Source organism: Pseudomonas sp. WS 5027 (genome assembly GCF_012985695.1).
GTDB classification, from domain to species: Bacteria; Pseudomonadota; Gammaproteobacteria; order Pseudomonadales; family Pseudomonadaceae; genus Aquipseudomonas; species Aquipseudomonas hygromyciniae.
In genome coordinates this window covers 33,950-49,399 of the sequence record NZ_JAAQWU010000014.1, presented here as the reverse complement: position 1 = coordinate 49,399, position 15,450 = coordinate 33,950, and the positions used below count along the sequence as shown (strand labels likewise).

Sequence of the window (15,450 nt, the reverse complement as noted above, 5' to 3'; positions counted from 1 at the left end):
AACTGTTATATCCAGTGCAGCGTCAGCATTGCCACCACGGCATAACGAGCCGCCTTGGCCAGGCTGACGATTAACAAAAACCGCCACAGCGGCTCCTTCATCACCCCGGCCACCAGGGTCAGTGGATCGCCAATGATCGGCACCCAACTGAGCAGCAACGACCAATGTCCCCAGCGTCGGTAATGGCTGCGAGCCTTTTCCAGTTGTGCGGCGCTGACGGGAAACCAGCGGCGATCCTTGAACACTTCGACCGAGCGCCCCAACAACCAGTTGACCAACGAGCCCAAGACGTTGCCCAGGGTCGCGATCCCCAGCAGCAACCCTACTGAGTACTTGCCATTGAGCAGCAGCGCGACGAGTACCGCTTCCGATTGCAGTGGCAACAGCGTGGCGGCGCCGAAGGCGCTGAAAAACAGCCCTGCATAGCCTGCGAGCATCAATCAGTGGGCCGGGTATTCGGCGACCACTACATCTTTGCCTTCGCGGGTCAGGCCAATGACTTGATAGGCGTCGCTCATGCCATCCATTTCCATGCCCGGCGAGCCCATGGGCATGCCCGGTGCGGCGATGCCCAGCAGGTCGTCACGCTTGCGCAGGGCCAATACCTGATCGGCGGGTACGTGGCCTTCGACGAATTTGCCGTCGATCACCGCGGTATGGCAGGACGCCAGGCGGGGTGCTACGCCCAGTCGCTGTTTGACCGAGCTCATATCGGCTTCAACATGGTCGTTGACCTTGAAGCCGTTGCTTTCCAGGTGGCTGATCCACTTCTTGCAGCAGCCGCAATTGGCATCACGGTGCACGTCAATCGGGATCAACTCGGCGGCCTGGGCCAGGGTGGATATGAACAGGGCCGACAGCAACGTCAGGCGCAGGGTGGTTTTCATAGACAGGTCCCATGGGTTACGGAGTGCGCAAAGAGGGCGCATTGTCCGCGCTTTTGCGCAGCAGGTCAGGTGGTTATGTTTCGAAATTATACGAGCACGCGAGAGCCCTGCAGCTTAGTGCCCGCAGCTTTCAGCAAGCTGAGAGGAACATGACAAGTTTGTCAGTTCAGGAGGTTTCCAGAAGCTGCTTGAGCTGGTCCATGGCCTGGTTCGACAGCTCCACCATGCGCGCTTCCAAGGTGTTGAGCTTCAGTTCGGTCTCATAGCTCAGCACGCGCGTGAACAAAGTGCCGCTGCCGCGAGGTTGTAGATAGTAGTGAATGCAGCCGTCTACGGCGAGCGAGGTAAAAACCGTCTTGAACTCCCGCGGCCGCTCGGCAATCTGCACCCGGTAGCTCATGGGGACCCGCACCCCGAGCAAGTCGATCATCTCGGTAAACCGCTGGCCGGCAGGCAGCGAGCCGCTGGTACCGGTGTCGGCGCTCAGGGATGTGGGGTGCCATTCGTGCCAGCGGTCAGGCTGGGTGACGTAGTCGTAGACGGCTTCGATGGGGGCTTGGATATAGCGTTCCTGGCTGATCTGCCTGACGTGGGCCTGGTGCTCGACAGCGTTCATGACACACCTCCTGTGTGGTGAGACGGAGCATTAGGAGCTGTCAGAATAGTCGTACTTGGCGACTGTGCATTGAAGATGTGTCACCGATTACACCCTGCGCACGTGGAAACGAAATGAAAAGTTCTCTGTTTAGACTGTTATATCTGACAGGTTCTTTTTTTTGAGTTTCGCTCTCTAATGACCAGGCTCCTCCCATTAACTTAGCAATCATGAAAGGGTGAAGAAAATGCCTAGTGACGCGCGCGTAGAAATTAAGAACGGTGACGTTAAATCGACTGGAACTATGGAGGGTGACATTTCAATCGGTGATGCTAAGAGCAGCTACTTCCGTGCGGATAGCGTTCATTACGTCAACAGTCGTTTAGCCCTCCAAGTAATGGGCACACAGGGGGAGGCTGAAAAAAGTACAGTAATCGCAGCAAGTTTAAGGCCGCAAACGCCTTCGGGCTCTTATAAACTTGGTGGGAGTGAAATCAATGACCTGAGCTATTACCCGCCGCGTGGAGACCTTTTATGGACGGTGACAGGTGGCGGAATCAATATCACATTTGATGAAGATGGGAAGCGTGCCCACGGGACCTTGCAAATTTTCGGCAAGCATCTACAGCAAACCCTAGAAGTGCTTGTGAGTTTCGATGTCAGAAATTAATCAAAGGCCTGCTGAGTGATGATTGTTCCCGATCAAGAGAACAATCATCGCTTTTGATCAGATCTGATAGTTTTTCAGTTCCCGTGCAATCACCATCCGCTGGATCTCACTAGTCCCCTCATAGATCTGGGTAATCCGCGCATCCCGGTAGTAGCGTTCCACTGGGTAGTCTTCCAGGTAGCCATAGCCGCCATGGATCTGCATCGCCGAGGAGCAGACCTTCTCGGCCATTTCCGAAGCGAATAGCTTGGCCTGGGAGGCCTCCGACAGACACGGCTTGCCGGCACTGCGCAAGCGCGCGGCATGCAGGATCAGCAGGCGCGCCGCATTGAGCCGGGTCTGCATGTCGGCCAGCAGGTTGGCCACGCTCTGGTGCTCGATGATGGCCTTGTCAAACTGCACCCGGTCACGGGCGTAGGCCAACGCGGCTTCAAAGGCCGCACGGGCGATGCCCAGGGCCTGGGCGGCGATGCCGATGCGACCGCCTTCCAGGTTGGACAGGGCAATGGCCAGGCCCTTGCCGCGCTCGCCCAGCAGGTTGGCTTCGGGAACTGTGCACTGGTTGAGGGTCACTGCGCAGGTGTCCGAGGCGCGGATGCCCATCTTGTGTTCGGTGCGGTCCACGGTAAAGCCTGGGGTGTCAGTGGGTACGAGGAACGCCGAAATACCTTTCTTGCCCAGCTCCGGGTCGGTCACCGCAAACACGATTGCCAATTTGGCGCGCTTGCCGTTGCTGACAAACTGTTTGGCGCCGTTGATCACCCACTGGCCATCACGCAGTTCGGCACGGGTGCGCAGGTTGTGGGCTTCGGAGCCGGCCTGGGGTTCGGTCAGGCAGAAGCAACCGATGGCCTGGCCACTGGCGAGTTGGGCCAGCCAGGTCTCTTTCTGTGCAGGTGTGCCGTAGTTGAGGATTGGGCCGCAACCCACTGAATTATGAATACTCATCAGCGCGCCTACCGCACCGTCACCCGCAGAAATTTCCTCGACGGCCAAGGCGTAGGCCACGTAGTCCACGTAGGTGCCACCCCATTCTTCCGGTACCACCATACCCAGCAGACCCAGCTCGCCCATCTTGGCCACCAGGCCGTCATCAATCCAGCCGGCTTTTTCAAAGGCCTGGGCATGGGGGGCGATTTCGCCTCGGGCAAAGTCGCGCGCCATGTCGCGAATCATGACTTGTTCTTCTGTAAATTCAATATCTTGCATAAGTTAGTTCCCGTTCTTCGCGAAGTCTTGGAAGAAGCTGTCGACGTGGTTCTGGTCCAATGCCGCTAACGTTGGCGGGTTCCAGTGCGGGGATTTGTCCTTGTCGATCAACAACGCACGTACGCCTTCGATCAGGTCGCCACGGGCAAACCACTGGCGGTCCAGGTGCAGTTCCAGCGCGAAGCAGTCCACTAGCGGCAGGTGCCGGCCACGTCGCAGCATCTGCAGGGTGACTGCCATGGCCAATGGGGAGCGAGTCTGCATCAACTGGGCGGTAGTCACGGCCCATTCATGGCTGTCGGCGACGGTCACTTGCTGTAATTGTTCGACAATGCTCGGCACGTCCGGCAGGGCAAAGAAGTGATCGATCGCCGGGCGCAGGGCGGCCAGCGGCGCATCGGGCAGTTGTTGCACCGCAAGCTTGGCCAGTAGGCCTTGCAAGTCCTTGAGCGGTGAGTCGTGCCAATGCAGGTGGTCAAGTTTCTGGTCCAGCTCAGCAAGCTTCGCGCTGTCCAGGTACCAGTCGGCGAGCCCGCAATACAACGCGTCGGCGGCGCGGATCTGCACGCCAGTCACGCCCAGGTAAATCCCCAGCTCACCGGGAATGCGCGGCAGGAAATAGCTGCCGCCCACATCCGGGAAATAACCGATGGCCACTTCCGGCATGGCCAGGCGACTGCGCTCGGTCACCACCCGCAGATCGGCGCCCTGGACCAGGCCCATGCCGCCGCCCAGGACAAAGCCGTCCATCAGGGCAAGGACCGGCTTGGGGTAGTGATGAATGGCCAGGTCTAGGGCATATTCTTCGACAAAGAAGTCTTCATGCAGCGTGTCGCCGCTCTTGAAGCTGTCGTACAGCGAGCGGATGTCGCCACCGGCGCAGAACGCCTTTTCACCGGCGCCGCGCAGTACCACCGCGCGCACCTGGGGATCAGCGGCCCAGCCGTGCAAGTGTCTCGACAGGCTACGGACCATGTCCAGGGTGATGGCGTTGAGGCCGGCGGGGCGGTTGAGGGTCAGGTGGCCGATATGGTTGCGTACTTCGGCCAGGACGCTGTCCTGGGAGGACTCGGTGCTGCGTGTCGCCTGGGACTGAGCCTGAGCAGTCATCTGTAACTCCCTGCTTTTATTGTTCTTTATCAAAATGTTCGCGGGCGAACCCTCTCCGGATCGTACCAGTGCAAATTTGCCCAGTACAAGCCGGAATCCTGCAGGTCATCTTTGCATTTATGCAGGGGGGTATTCGATAAAAAACCAGGGGCGGCGCGTTTAGACCCGGCTGGCCAGTACCTGGCCAATGCTACGGCGGCGGGCATGGTCTTCGGCGATATGGATCAGCTCTTCGAGCTCGGTGGGAGTGACGTCGAAAAACTGCTCCATTTGCGCCAGCGCCTGCTCCAGGTCCACTGCGGTGATTTTTGCATCCACTTGCGGCGACGCCGAAGGCACCATCACCGGCGCCTCGGCGGGGCCCTTGGGGTAGCGGGTGCGCGTCAGGTTGTTATAGGCCAGGGCCGAGAGCAACAACGTGGCGGCGCCCAGCATGACCGGCCCGACTTCTTGCCAGCCCAGGGCGATGGTGGCCGGGTCCGCCAGGACCAGGGTCATGGCCAGGCCACCCGAAGGCGGGTGCAGGCAGCGCAGCCAGCACATCAGGATCAAGGCCATGCCCGCCGCAAGGCAGGCGCTGCCCAGTGTGCGCCCCAATACGCGGGCCACCAGCAAAGCCACCACGGTGGCGCACAGGTAGCTGCCGATGATCGACCACGGCTGGGCGAGGGCGCCCGATGACACGGCGAACAACAGCACAGCGGAGGCGCCCAGCGGGCCCAGCAGGTGCATGGCCACTTCCAGGCCATACACCTGGGCGCAGAGCCATACGGTAAACAGGGTGCCCAGGGCGATGCCGATGGCGGCACGGCTCCATTCGGCGGGACGGGTATTGATGGCAGCGGGTAACCAGCGAGCGAGCATTGCGGGGCAGTCCAATCTTAAAAGGCGATCAAAAACGATGCGGGCCAGCGCCTACAGTAGGTTTGTGCATAACTGAGTGGCATCGGGCAAAAAAAGGGCTTTGCGGTGTTCCGCAAAGCCCTTCGAAAGTTCCAACATTTGGGGGAGGAACCGGTGCAGTGTGCCGTTCAAACAAAACTGCCGCCAATGCATATTAATGCAGGTTAAGTGCAGTAATTTTGCATCAAACCGGCTTGTGCCCTGGGCCGACCTTGCCCAGTACACGGTCGTGGTTTTCGGTGCTGTCCAGCGACTTCTGCACGCTTTCCCGCAGCCGTGGGTCGCTGGCCAAGGGCCCCTTGAGGGCGACAAGGGCGTCGCGCAGCTCCATCAACCGAGCGAGGGTGGGTAGCGGGATATAGCCGATGTGTACCGGCTCGATAGGCAATGGCTCGTCAGACACGGTAGCAATCCTCTGAGGCGTCTTTTTGAACGCCGGCGGTAACTATGTGGCGCAATGTAAAACGAGTGTAACCCTGGGGTCATAGGGCTGACAGAGGTGCTGCTACCGGTATTTACGGATACAAACGTAGGAGCTTTCTTGATAAAAGGCCCTCAGTCAGCAACCCGCTCCAAATGCAGCAACACATAGGTGTTTTTATCGAACTGCCCTGTGAGAACCGGCGTCAACCCTTGCCAGCGCGGCTCGTCGAGACGCATAAAGTCCGCCTTGTCCATCACCAGCCATGCCGGCACCGGCAGCGCTGCCAGGTCGGCAGGGGTCTGGGTGAACAGCGGCACCCGCTCACACTCCACATTGACCATGAACTTGATGGCCTTGGCGTCTTTACCCAGGCCATGCAATACCAACGGCGCCGGTTGTTGCCGGATCAGTGCATGAGCCTCGCGGGCAAAGGTGCGGGTGTCGTACAAGCGCCGTTCCAGGGGTTCGACCACCAGGATATACACGCTCCACACCGCCAGCACCGCGCAAAACGCCGGCGCGACCGGGCGCCAGCGCCATTTGAGGAGCATCCCGGCGACAAGGATCTGCAACCCCATCAACAGGCCCAGCACGCTGTTGAAATGCTCCAACTGCGCACCAAAGCGATGGCGCGCGACCAGCAGCGCACCGATCAACAGCCCCGGCGTCAATGCCCATAACCCCAGCATCAAGCCCCGCAGCCCCTTGAACAGACGCCCATCGGCCCTATGAAACGGGTACGCGGCGATGATCGCCACCATGGGCATCATGGGCAACACATAACGGGCTTTCTTCGCCTCGGGGATCGACAGGCCGAGCATCACGATCAAGCCCGCCGCGGTACAGCCCAACAGCAGCTGCCAGCCGCTATCAGCCGTGCGCCGGCCATTGAACAGCACCGCAAGCAGCGCCAGCAGGGCCAACGGGTATGCCAGGGCGTAGTTGCCCAGGGAGCTGGTGAAGTAATACAGCACGCTGCTGGAACCTTCGCGGCCATCCATGCGCCCGAGGAACTGCATGCGGATCACGTCCTGCATAAAGGCCTCACCGCCACTGACCTTGGCCAGCAACAGCAGCAGGCCCACGCATGCCACCAGCAACGCCAGGGCCAGCAGGCCGAAGCTGAACAACCGGCGCCACTGGTGGTTGAGCAGGTAATAGCTGCACAACACGCCAGTCGGGATCACCAGGCCGATGGGCCCGCGAATCGTGAAACCGAGCAATAACAGGAGCAATAGCCACGGCAGGCGTCGGGGGCTGGCGAAGTGATCGTGGGCATAGCCCAGGTAAAACACTGCCAGGGTTACCGCCGCCAACATCTGGTCCAGGGATACCGAGCGGGTTTCGCTGATAAATGTGCTGCTCAGCAACAGCAACGCAACACTCAACAACGCCCAGCGCCGGGAGTAGGGCGCGGTCAGGCGGTAGACCAGGGCGACGATGAGTGCCGACGCAATCGCCGTCGGCAACCAGGCACTGAGGCTGGTGACGCGCCCCAGGGGCAGCGACAACAGCCAGGTCAACAGGGTTGAGGTGGACAGGTAATCGGCGTACGGCTGGCCATAGGTCGTGGGGAAAAACCCTGGCCCATAGCGCAGCATTTCCTGGGCGAACAGCACGAAGCGCGAGTCGAAGCCGATAATCGCCTGGTCCCAGTTGCCGGCGATAAACAGCAGCAGCGCCAGCAGCCCGATGCCCCAGGACTGGCGGCGCAGGGTTGCGCCGAGCAGGTTGTCCACGCCTCAGGCCTCCGCCAACTGTGGCGTCCACTGTTGTTGGGGGATCGGCAAGTCGCACGATTGCCCACGGCCCATGGGGAAGTAATGGAAGCCCTTGCGCGCCAGGCGCTCGGCGTCATACAGGTTGCGCCCGTCAAAGATCACCGGTGCCTTGAGGCGTGCGTGTAGCAGGTTGAAGTCCGGCGCCTTGAATTGCTGCCACTCGGTGCAGATGATCAAGGCATCGGCCCCGCCCAGGGTCGATTCCGGGGTGCCCATCAGCATCAGCCGCGGGTCATCGCCGTAGAGTTTCTGGGTTTCCTGCATGGCCTCGGGGTCGAAGGCGCGCACGTTGGCGCCGGCGGCCCATAGCGACTCCATCAGCACCCGGCTCGGCGCGTCGCGCATGTCGTCGGTATTGGGCTTGAAGGCCAGGCCCCATAAGGCGAAGGTCTTGCCGCGCAATTCGCCTTTGTAGAACGCGCGGATCCGCTCGAACAGCTTGCTTTTCTGCCGCTGGTTGATGGCTTCCACCGCTTCGAGCAGGTCGCTGGAGCAATTGGCTTGGCGGGCGCTGTGGATCAGCGCGCGCATGTCCTTGGGGAAGCACGAGCCACCGTAGCCGCAGCCAGGGTAGATAAAGTGGTAGCCGATCCGCGAATCGGCACCGATGCCCAGGCGCACCGACTCGATATCGGCCCCCAAGTGCTCGGCCAGTTCGGCGATCTGGTTGATAAAGCTGATTTTCGTGGCCAGCATGCAGTTGGCGGCGTATTTGGTCAGCTCGGCGCTGCGCACATCCATGAAGATGATGCGGTCATGGTTGCGGTTGAACGGCGCGTACAGGTCGCGCATCGTATCGCGCACCTCTTCGCGTTCGCAGCCGATGATGATCCGGTCGGGGCGCCGGCAGTCGGCCACCGCAGAGCCTTCCTTGAGGAATTCCGGGTTGGAGACGATATCGAACACCAGGCTGCGCCCGGCCAAAGCCTTGTCGATATGCGCACGCAAGGTGTCGCCGGTACCCACCGGGACCGTGGACTTCTCCACCAGAATCACCGGTTCGACACGATGACGGGCCACCGCATCGCCCACCGACAGCACGTACTTCAAATCGGCCGAGCCGTCTTCGTCCGAAGGCGTGCCCACCGCAATAAACAGCACTTCGCCATGCTCGACCGCGAGTTTTTCCTCGCTGGTAAAGGTCAACCGGCCATTCTCCAGGTTTTCCCGGACCAAGCTGGCAAGCCCTGGCTCGAAAATGCTCACATGGCCCTGTTGCAGCAGGCGCACCTTGTTTTCGTCAACGTCCATGCAGATCACATCGTGACCGACCTCGGCCAATACGGTGGCCTGTACCAGGCCAACGTAACCACTACCAAATACGCTGATTTTCATGGGGCATTCCTGGGGCTTGTGTTGCCAATACGACGGGAGTTGATTGTCAGGACGCCGAGGATGACCAGTGCCACCCCCAAGGTCCGCGACAGGGAAAAGGGTTCGTTGAAGCCCGGCAGACAGGCCGCCAGCAGGTACACCAGGACGTAGCTGATACTCAGCAACGAATAGGCACGTCCCAGGGGCAGGTGCTGCAGTGCGCCGAGCCAGCAGAGCATCGACAGCGCGTAGGCCAGAATCGCCATGGCCACTATGCCCAACGCCAGCGGATCCACGGTGGCGTTGCCGAGCGCAGTGAGCCAGTCGGCGGGCAAGGGCAGACGCGTCATGCTCCAGCGCATACCCAACTGGGCGACGCTGACCAGCGCCACGCTGGATAAGGCCAAGGTAAAACCGCGCAACCGGCTCATACCTGACCTCCCAGCAGCATCACGCCCGCCATCACCAGGGCCACGCCAAGCCAGTGGCGGCGATCCACCGCTTCATGGAACACAAAGCGCGCCACCAGGGTGATCAAGACAAAATTCAGGCTGAGCATCGGGTAGGCAATCCCCACCTCCAGGCGTTGCAGCACCAGCAGCCACACCAGCAGGCCCAGACCCAGGCACAGCAGGGCCAACCACAACCAGGGCGAGCGCAGTTTCAAGGCCCAGCCCGCAGGCAACTCACGCCAGCCTTCGACGGCATACTTTTGTGCGATCTGGCCCATGCAGGTCAGCAGGCACGCGGCCAGAAGCAGCAGCAAGGTGATCACGGCGCCACCTGTGGGAACACCAGGATCACCATGTTGCCTTGCTCATAGCGTTTGCCATCTTTGGGCAGCAACTCGACTTCGCGTACTTCACTTTCACCCTTGACGCGCATCACCACGCCCACCGAACCCTGTTGGCGGGCCTCGGTCATCCATTGCTGGACTTGAGTGGTGTCGACCCGGCGCTCGGCGCTGTCGGGGTAGGCCAGGCCGTATTTGACTTCGCCCTGGGCGTCGTACAGCGTCACGTCCGGGCGCTTGAGCCGCCACGCCAGGGCTGACGCTGCGCCCAGGTCGTTACTCAGCAAACGGTTGGTACCTGCCAATTCTTGGGCATGATCATTAATGAACGGGTCCGGTGTCTTGTTATTGACCACCGAATGCGGCAACGCCGCTGGCACCAGGGCCACCAGCAACCAACTGCCCAGTGCCGGCGCCGCCCACAGGCGCAAAGGGCGTACCGCCTGCAGCAGGTTGGCGATGATCCAGCCCAGCAGCACGATAAACACCAGCACCAGGCTCGACAGTTCCTGCTGGTGGGCATAGATCGGCTTCTTCAATTGGAAGTACACGATTGCCAGCAGGCCCAGCACCCCGAGGATCAGGTTGAGCCAGCCATTGATCCGCAACACCCGGCCACGGGCCTGGGCCAGTTTGTCGGCCAGGGTATGGCCCATCAGCAATGCCAGCGGCAGCAGGCACGGTAGGATATAAGCCGGCAGTTTGCCCTTGCTCAGGCTGAAAAACGCCAGGGGCATCAGCAGCCACAACAGCACAAAGCCAGTCTTATGGGAGCGTTTGTCCTGCCACGCCTGTTTCAGGGTGGAGGGCAGCAGGGCCAGCCACGGCAGGCTGAACGCCGCCAGCAACGGCAGGTAGTACCACCAGGCTTCTTCGTGCTGGGCATCTTCACCGGCAAAACGCTGGATGTGTTCGTGCCAGAAAAAGAAGTTCCAGTAGTCGGGCTCCTGGGCATGCACCATCAGCGCCCAGGGCAGGCTGACCACAATTGCCACCACCACCGCGACCAAACCATAGGTCAGCAACTCACGAAAGCGTTTTTGCCAGACCATATAAGGCAGGGCGACCAGCACCGGCAGCAGCCACGCCAAAAAGCCCTTGGTCATAAAGCCCATGGCGCAGGCAAACCCCAGCAACGCCCAGGCGCCAAGGCGGGCGCGCCGGCTGCGGCTGTCGATACACAGCCACAAGGCCACACCGCTGAGGTTGACCCAGAAACTGAACTGCGGGTCGAGGTTGGCGTAGCCACCGGACAAAGCCACGCTGACAAAACTCATGTACAGCACAGCGCTGACCAGGCTCTTGCGTGGGTCATTCCACAGGCGCCGGGCCATGAAGTAGACCAAAAGGATGCTCAAGCCGGTGGCCAGCGCAGAGGCCACGCGCACACCAAATAGGTTTTGCCCGAACAGGGCCTGGCCGAGGGCGATCATCCAGTAACCGGCCGCCGGTTTTTCGAAATAACGGATGCCCATAAAGTGTGGCGACGCCCATTTGCCGGTCAGCAGCATTTCCTGGCTGATCTGCGCGTAGCGGGTTTCGTCCGGGATCCACAGGCCATGGGTCACCATCGGCAACAGGTAGCACAGGCCGAAGACCAATAGGAGCAGGGGCAGGGCCCAACGTCGGATCATGCCTGTTGTACTCCCAGCCAGCCTTCGCGGCCGCCGAGTACGCCGCGTGTCAGATGTGCCTGGGGCAGGCTCGCCGGGTCGGCCGGCAATAAGTTGCCCAAGGGCTGGAATTGGATGCCGCGCTGCCCTGCCTGGGCGAGCAACTGGCGAAATTCGTTGGCCATCAGAATCCCTTCTACTTCTGCGTGGATCGTATAGACGTTGAGTGTCGATTCGGTGAACCGATCAAGAATGAAGCCGTTGAAGTCCTTGGCCGCGACCTGTGGCCCAACCACCTCGTCGAAGGTCGGCAAGTCCACCGGGATCTGTGGCGTGCCGGCACTGCCGTCGGCGAGCGTCGGGCGAAACAGGCTAGTGCCGCGACAATCGCTGTTGTAGCGCAAGCCAAAGCCTTGCTTGGCCTGCACCACACGCTCGTCGGCGCGCCAGCCGGCGGCAGCAGAACACTCCACCGGAGCACCGAGGATATCCCTCAGGGTGTCGAGCCCACGGCGTACCTGTTCCACCAGTTGCGCATCGCTCCAACGCCCGGCGTTGGCCTGCCAGCCATGGTGATCCCAGGCGTGCAGGCCCACTTCGTGCCCGGCGGCCTTGGCCTGGCGCATCAGGTGCCCCAGGTCGCGGCCAATGGGCTTGCCCGGCCAGGCGGTGCCGGCCAGCAGGATGTCCCAGCCGTATAGCCCGGCCGCGTTGGAGCGCAGCATCTTCCACAGGAACTGCGGGCGGATCAGGCGCCACAAATGCCGGCCCATATTGTCCGGGCCGACACTGAAGAAGAACGTCGCCTTGATGCCGGCCTCATCCAGCAATTCCAGCAACCTTGGCACCCCATCACGGGTGCCTCGGTAGGTGTCGACGTCAATGCGCAGACCTGCCTTCATTATTTGCCTGCTTCGTTGGACTGGGCGATTTCCAGCATCGCTTCACGTAGGAAGAAGTCCAGGGTGTTGCCGATGGTTTCGCTCATTTCCACGCTCGGCTCCCAGTTCAGCAGGCGCTTGGCGTTGGCAATGCTTGGCTTGCGGTGCGCCACGTCCTGATACCCGGCGCCGTAGAACGCCTTGCTTTCCACTTCGCGAAAGCCGGCGAACGGCGGGAAGTTGCCACGCAGCGGGTGGGCTTCAAACTGGCGCAGCAGCTCTTCGCCCAACTGGCGGATGCTGGCTTCGTTGTCCGGGTTGCCGATGTTGATGATCTGGCCGTTGCACGCGTCGTTATCGTTGTCGATGATCCGCGCCAGCGCCTCGATGCCGTCGGCGATATCGGTGAAGCACCGTTTTTGTTCGCCGCCATCAAACAGGCGGATCGGCGTACCTTCCACCAGGTTGAGGATCAACTGGGTGATCGCCCGAGAGCTGCCGATACGCGCAGAGTCCAGGCGATCCAGGCGCGGGCCCATCCAGTTGAATGGGCGGAATAGGGTGAAATTCAGGCCCTTGGCGCCATAAGCCCAGATCACCCGGTCCAGCAATTGCTTGGAGACCGAGTAGATCCAACGCTGCTTGTTGATCGGCCCCACCACCAGGTTGGAGGTGTCTTCGTCGAAGTTCTGGTCCTGGCACATGCCATAGACTTCGGAGGTCGACGGGAAAATCACGCGCTTGTTGTACTTGACGCAGTAGCGCACCAGCTTGAGGTTTTCTTCGAAATCCAGCTCGAACACGCGCAACGGGTTGCGGGTGTATTCGATTGGCGTGGCGATGGCCACCAGCGGCAGGACCACGTCGCATTTCTTGATGTGGTACTCGATCCACTCGGAGTGAATGCTGATATCGCCTTCCACGTAATGGAAGTTGGGGTGGCTGCGCAGGCGCTCGATAGCGTCGCAGCCGATATCCAGGCCGTAGACTTCGTAGCGATCATCACGCAACAGGCGCTCGGACAGGTGATTGCCGATAAAGCCGTTGACGCCCAGGATCAGCACGCGGGTACGCCGTGGCTTGCGGCCCGACTCGGCGCCACGCAGCAACGAGCCATCCACCAGACCCAGCTCGTCCGCCAGGGCAGGGCCTGTGAGGTACAGGCCGTGGTCATTGCGCTGGCCGAAGTTGATCACCAGGGAATCTTCACCGCAGGCAATGCGCAGCGGGTTGACGCTGATCACGCGGCCGGGCGCCTGGCCTTCGTTGCCCTGGACCACCTCGGCTTGCCACACGATTAGCTTGTGCTCGCCCACGGCACAGAAAGCACCAGGGTACGGCTGGGTCACGGCGCGCACCAGGTTGAACAGCTCTTCTGCGGGCTTGCTCCACACCAGCTTGCCGTCTGCGGCGGTGCGGCGGCCAAAGCAGGTGGCCTGGCTTTCGTCCTGGGCGGTTTCGCTCAGCTTGCCTTGGGCCAGTTGCGGCAGCGCATCGCGCAGCAACTGGGTGGCCGCCTCGCGCAGCTTGGCGTGGAGGGTCAGACCGGTGTCGCTGCGCTCGATCATGACCTTTTGCTGGGCGAGAATCGCGCCAGCATCGGCACGCTTGACCATGCGGTGCAGGGTCACGCCGGTTTCGGTTTCGCCATTGACCAGCACCCAATTGGCCGGCGCGCGGCCACGGTATTTGGGCAGCAGCGAGCCGTGCAGGTTGAATGCGCCCTGGCGTGCGGTGGCCAACAGCGCCTCGCCCAGCAGGTTGCGGTAGTAGAACGAGAAGATGAAGTCTGGGTTCAGCTTGGCGACACGCTCGACCCACAGTGGATGGTTGGCGTCTTCCGGCGCGTGCACCGGGATGCCGTGGCGTGCGCACAACTGGGCGACCGAGCCGTAGAAGGTGGTTTCTTTGGGGTCGTCGGCATGGGTGAACACTGCCGCAATGTCGTAACCCGTAGCAAGCAGGGCTTCAATGCCTGCACAGCCAATGTCGTGGTAAGCGAAGACAACAGCTTTTGAACTCATGACGGAACCTGATTGGAAGGTGAAGTGGAAGACTGGGAGGAGGGCAGGCCATCGACAATGACCACCGGCGCGGGCGCTGCTGGCTCATTGCGCAGCACCTTTTCAATAAAAAAGCGTGGGCGGGCGCGCACATCGCTGTACATGCGCCCCAGGTACTCGCCCAGCAGGCCCATGCCGATGAACTGGCCGCCGGTAAACACAAACAGCACGGCGAACAGCACGAACAGGCCATCGCCGGCCCAATCGGCACCAAAGGCCAGGCGCATGACGATCAGGGCGAACGCAAACAGCATGCCCAGGGCCGCCAGGCTGAAGCCGACGATGGACAGCAGGCGCAGGGGCGTGGTGGTCATGCAGGTCAGCAGGTCGAACATCAGGCTGATCAGGCGCATGGGGCTGTATTTGGATTCGCCGTGTTCGCGCTCGGCGTGGTGGACCGGGATCTCGGTGGTATGGCGCGCAAAGCCGTTGGCCAGGATCGGAATAAAGGTACTGCGTTCACGGCAGGCGAGCATGGCGTCGACGATGGTGCGCCGGTAAGCACGCAGCATGCAGCCGTAATCGGTCATGGCCACCCCGGTGGAGCGCTGCACGGCCAGGTTGATCAGACGCGAAGGCCAGCGGCGGAAGGCCGAGTCCTGGCGGTTGTTGCGCACGGTGGCGACCACGTCGTAGCCCAGGGCGGCTTGCTCGACCAGGCGTGGAATCTCTTCGGGTGGGTTTTGCAGGTCGGCGTCGAGGGTAATCACCACCTCGCCACGGCATTGTTCGAAACCGGCCATGATTGCCGCGTGCTGGCCGTAGTTGCGGTTCAGGATCACCGCTACCACATGGCTGCCTTGCTCGCTTGCCGCGTCTTCCAGCAATTGGGCGGAACTGTCACGGCTGCCGTCGTCCACCAGGATGATTTCGTACTCATAGGCCAATTGCTTGCACGCAGCACGAGTACGACGCAGCAATTCGGGCAAGCTCTGTTCTTCGTTGTAGACCGGGATAACGATCGACACGCAATGAATAGGATAGGGTTTCAAAGATTCATGACCTCGGGTTAGAACAACTTTGAGCGCAGAGATGACAACAAGCAGCGGATGAAAGTGCGGGCGACTCAATAAAAAAGAGCCGCGTGCAGAGCCACCCTGAGTAAAGCCCATAACGGCCAAAGGTAAAGCATTATCAAAGGGTTAGTCAGCAAAGCGCGTCTTTCGCCAAGTAATGCGAGCAAGATTAAGCGCAAATGTGTCCAGCG

Annotated in this window: 16 protein-coding genes; 1 reads left to right on the top strand and 15 read right to left on the bottom strand. The window is 61.0% G+C overall.

Translation table 11 applies throughout. From position 1 onward, the window contains the following. Positions 1–5: 5 nt before the first annotated feature. The 3 genes from HBO09_RS17915 to HBO09_RS17905 all read right to left on the bottom strand — a co-directional run bounded on the left by HBO09_RS17915 (position 6) and on the right by HBO09_RS17905 (position 1,503). Positions 6–437 carry a YqaA family protein gene (locus HBO09_RS17915; RefSeq protein ID WP_169995496.1) on the bottom strand — a complete coding sequence of 144 codons (432 nt, stop codon included), beginning with the start codon at positions 435–437 and terminating at the stop codon, positions 6–8. Positions 438–440: 3 nt separating this feature from the next. Continuing rightward, a complete protein-coding gene (locus HBO09_RS17910; RefSeq protein WP_169995498.1) occupies positions 441–887 on the bottom strand; it encodes a DUF411 domain-containing protein in 447 nt (148 codons plus the stop codon). 166 nt (positions 888–1,053) lie between these two features. Continuing rightward, positions 1,054–1,503, bottom strand: coding sequence for an SRPBCC family protein (locus tag HBO09_RS17905; protein ID WP_169995500.1), 450 nt, complete (start codon positions 1,501–1,503; stop codon positions 1,054–1,056). A 226-nt stretch (positions 1,504–1,729) separates the two neighbouring features. Between HBO09_RS17905 and HBO09_RS17900 the strand changes: the two genes are divergently transcribed. After that, complete coding sequence (locus HBO09_RS17900) at positions 1,730–2,152, top strand: hypothetical protein (protein ID WP_169995502.1); 423 nt, start codon at positions 1,730–1,732, stop codon at positions 2,150–2,152. 57 nt (positions 2,153–2,209) lie between these two features. Here HBO09_RS17900 and HBO09_RS17895 read toward each other — a convergent pair whose 3' ends face one another. The 12 genes from HBO09_RS17895 to arnC all read right to left on the bottom strand — a co-directional run bounded on the left by HBO09_RS17895 (position 2,210) and on the right by arnC (position 15,235). Beyond that, entirely contained in the window at positions 2,210–3,361 is a 1,152-nt protein-coding gene (locus tag HBO09_RS17895; RefSeq protein WP_169995504.1) for an acyl-CoA dehydrogenase family protein, read from the bottom strand. A 3-nt stretch (positions 3,362–3,364) separates the two neighbouring features. Next, positions 3,365–4,471, bottom strand: a complete 1,107-nt coding sequence (locus HBO09_RS17890; RefSeq protein WP_169995506.1) for an enoyl-CoA hydratase/isomerase family protein — start codon at positions 4,469–4,471, stop codon at positions 3,365–3,367. Between the two features lie 159 nt (positions 4,472–4,630). Continuing rightward, complete coding sequence (locus HBO09_RS17885; RefSeq protein WP_169995508.1) at positions 4,631–5,335, bottom strand: HPP family protein; 705 nt, start codon at positions 5,333–5,335, stop codon at positions 4,631–4,633. 223 nt (positions 5,336–5,558) lie between these two features. Further along, on the bottom strand, positions 5,559–5,777 hold the full coding sequence (locus HBO09_RS17880) for a type VI secretion system contractile sheath small subunit (protein WP_346266437.1): 219 nt from the start codon (positions 5,775–5,777) through the stop codon (positions 5,559–5,561). 152 nt (positions 5,778–5,929) lie between these two features. Then, positions 5,930–7,537, bottom strand: coding sequence for a glycosyltransferase family 39 protein (locus HBO09_RS17875; RefSeq protein WP_169995510.1), 1,608 nt, complete (start codon positions 7,535–7,537; stop codon positions 5,930–5,932). Positions 7,538–7,540: 3 nt separating this feature from the next. Next, positions 7,541–8,914, bottom strand: a complete 1,374-nt coding sequence (locus HBO09_RS17870) for a UDP-glucose/GDP-mannose dehydrogenase family protein (RefSeq protein WP_169995512.1) — start codon at positions 8,912–8,914, stop codon at positions 7,541–7,543. Continuing rightward, entirely contained in the window at positions 8,911–9,324 is a 414-nt protein-coding gene (gene arnF, locus HBO09_RS17865; RefSeq protein ID WP_169995514.1) for a 4-amino-4-deoxy-L-arabinose-phosphoundecaprenol flippase subunit ArnF, read from the bottom strand. The genes HBO09_RS17870 and arnF overlap by 4 nt, the downstream gene beginning before the upstream one ends. Further along, positions 9,321–9,668, bottom strand: coding sequence for a 4-amino-4-deoxy-L-arabinose-phosphoundecaprenol flippase subunit ArnE (gene arnE, locus HBO09_RS17860; protein WP_169995516.1), 348 nt, complete (start codon positions 9,666–9,668; stop codon positions 9,321–9,323). The genes arnF and arnE overlap by 4 nt, the downstream gene beginning before the upstream one ends. Beyond that, positions 9,665–11,320: a lipid IV(A) 4-amino-4-deoxy-L-arabinosyltransferase gene (gene arnT, locus HBO09_RS17855; RefSeq protein ID WP_169995518.1), complete on the bottom strand. Its 1,656-nt coding sequence runs from the start codon at positions 11,318–11,320 to the stop codon at positions 9,665–9,667. The genes arnE and arnT overlap by 4 nt, the downstream gene beginning before the upstream one ends. After that, positions 11,317–12,201 carry a 4-deoxy-4-formamido-L-arabinose-phosphoundecaprenol deformylase gene (arnD, locus tag HBO09_RS17850; RefSeq protein ID WP_169995520.1) on the bottom strand — a complete coding sequence of 295 codons (885 nt, stop codon included), beginning with the start codon at positions 12,199–12,201 and terminating at the stop codon, positions 11,317–11,319. Before arnD ends, arnT begins: the two co-directional genes overlap by 4 nt. Beyond that, positions 12,201–14,204 (bottom strand): bifunctional UDP-4-amino-4-deoxy-L-arabinose formyltransferase/UDP-glucuronic acid oxidase ArnA, encoded by a 2,004-nt coding sequence (arnA, locus tag HBO09_RS17845; protein WP_169995522.1) that lies wholly within the window; start codon positions 14,202–14,204, stop codon positions 12,201–12,203. Before arnA ends, arnD begins: the two co-directional genes overlap by 1 nt. Next, positions 14,201–15,235, bottom strand: coding sequence for an undecaprenyl-phosphate 4-deoxy-4-formamido-L-arabinose transferase (arnC, locus tag HBO09_RS17840; protein WP_169995525.1), 1,035 nt, complete (start codon positions 15,233–15,235; stop codon positions 14,201–14,203). Before arnC ends, arnA begins: the two co-directional genes overlap by 4 nt. Positions 15,236–15,450 lie beyond the last annotated feature (215 nt).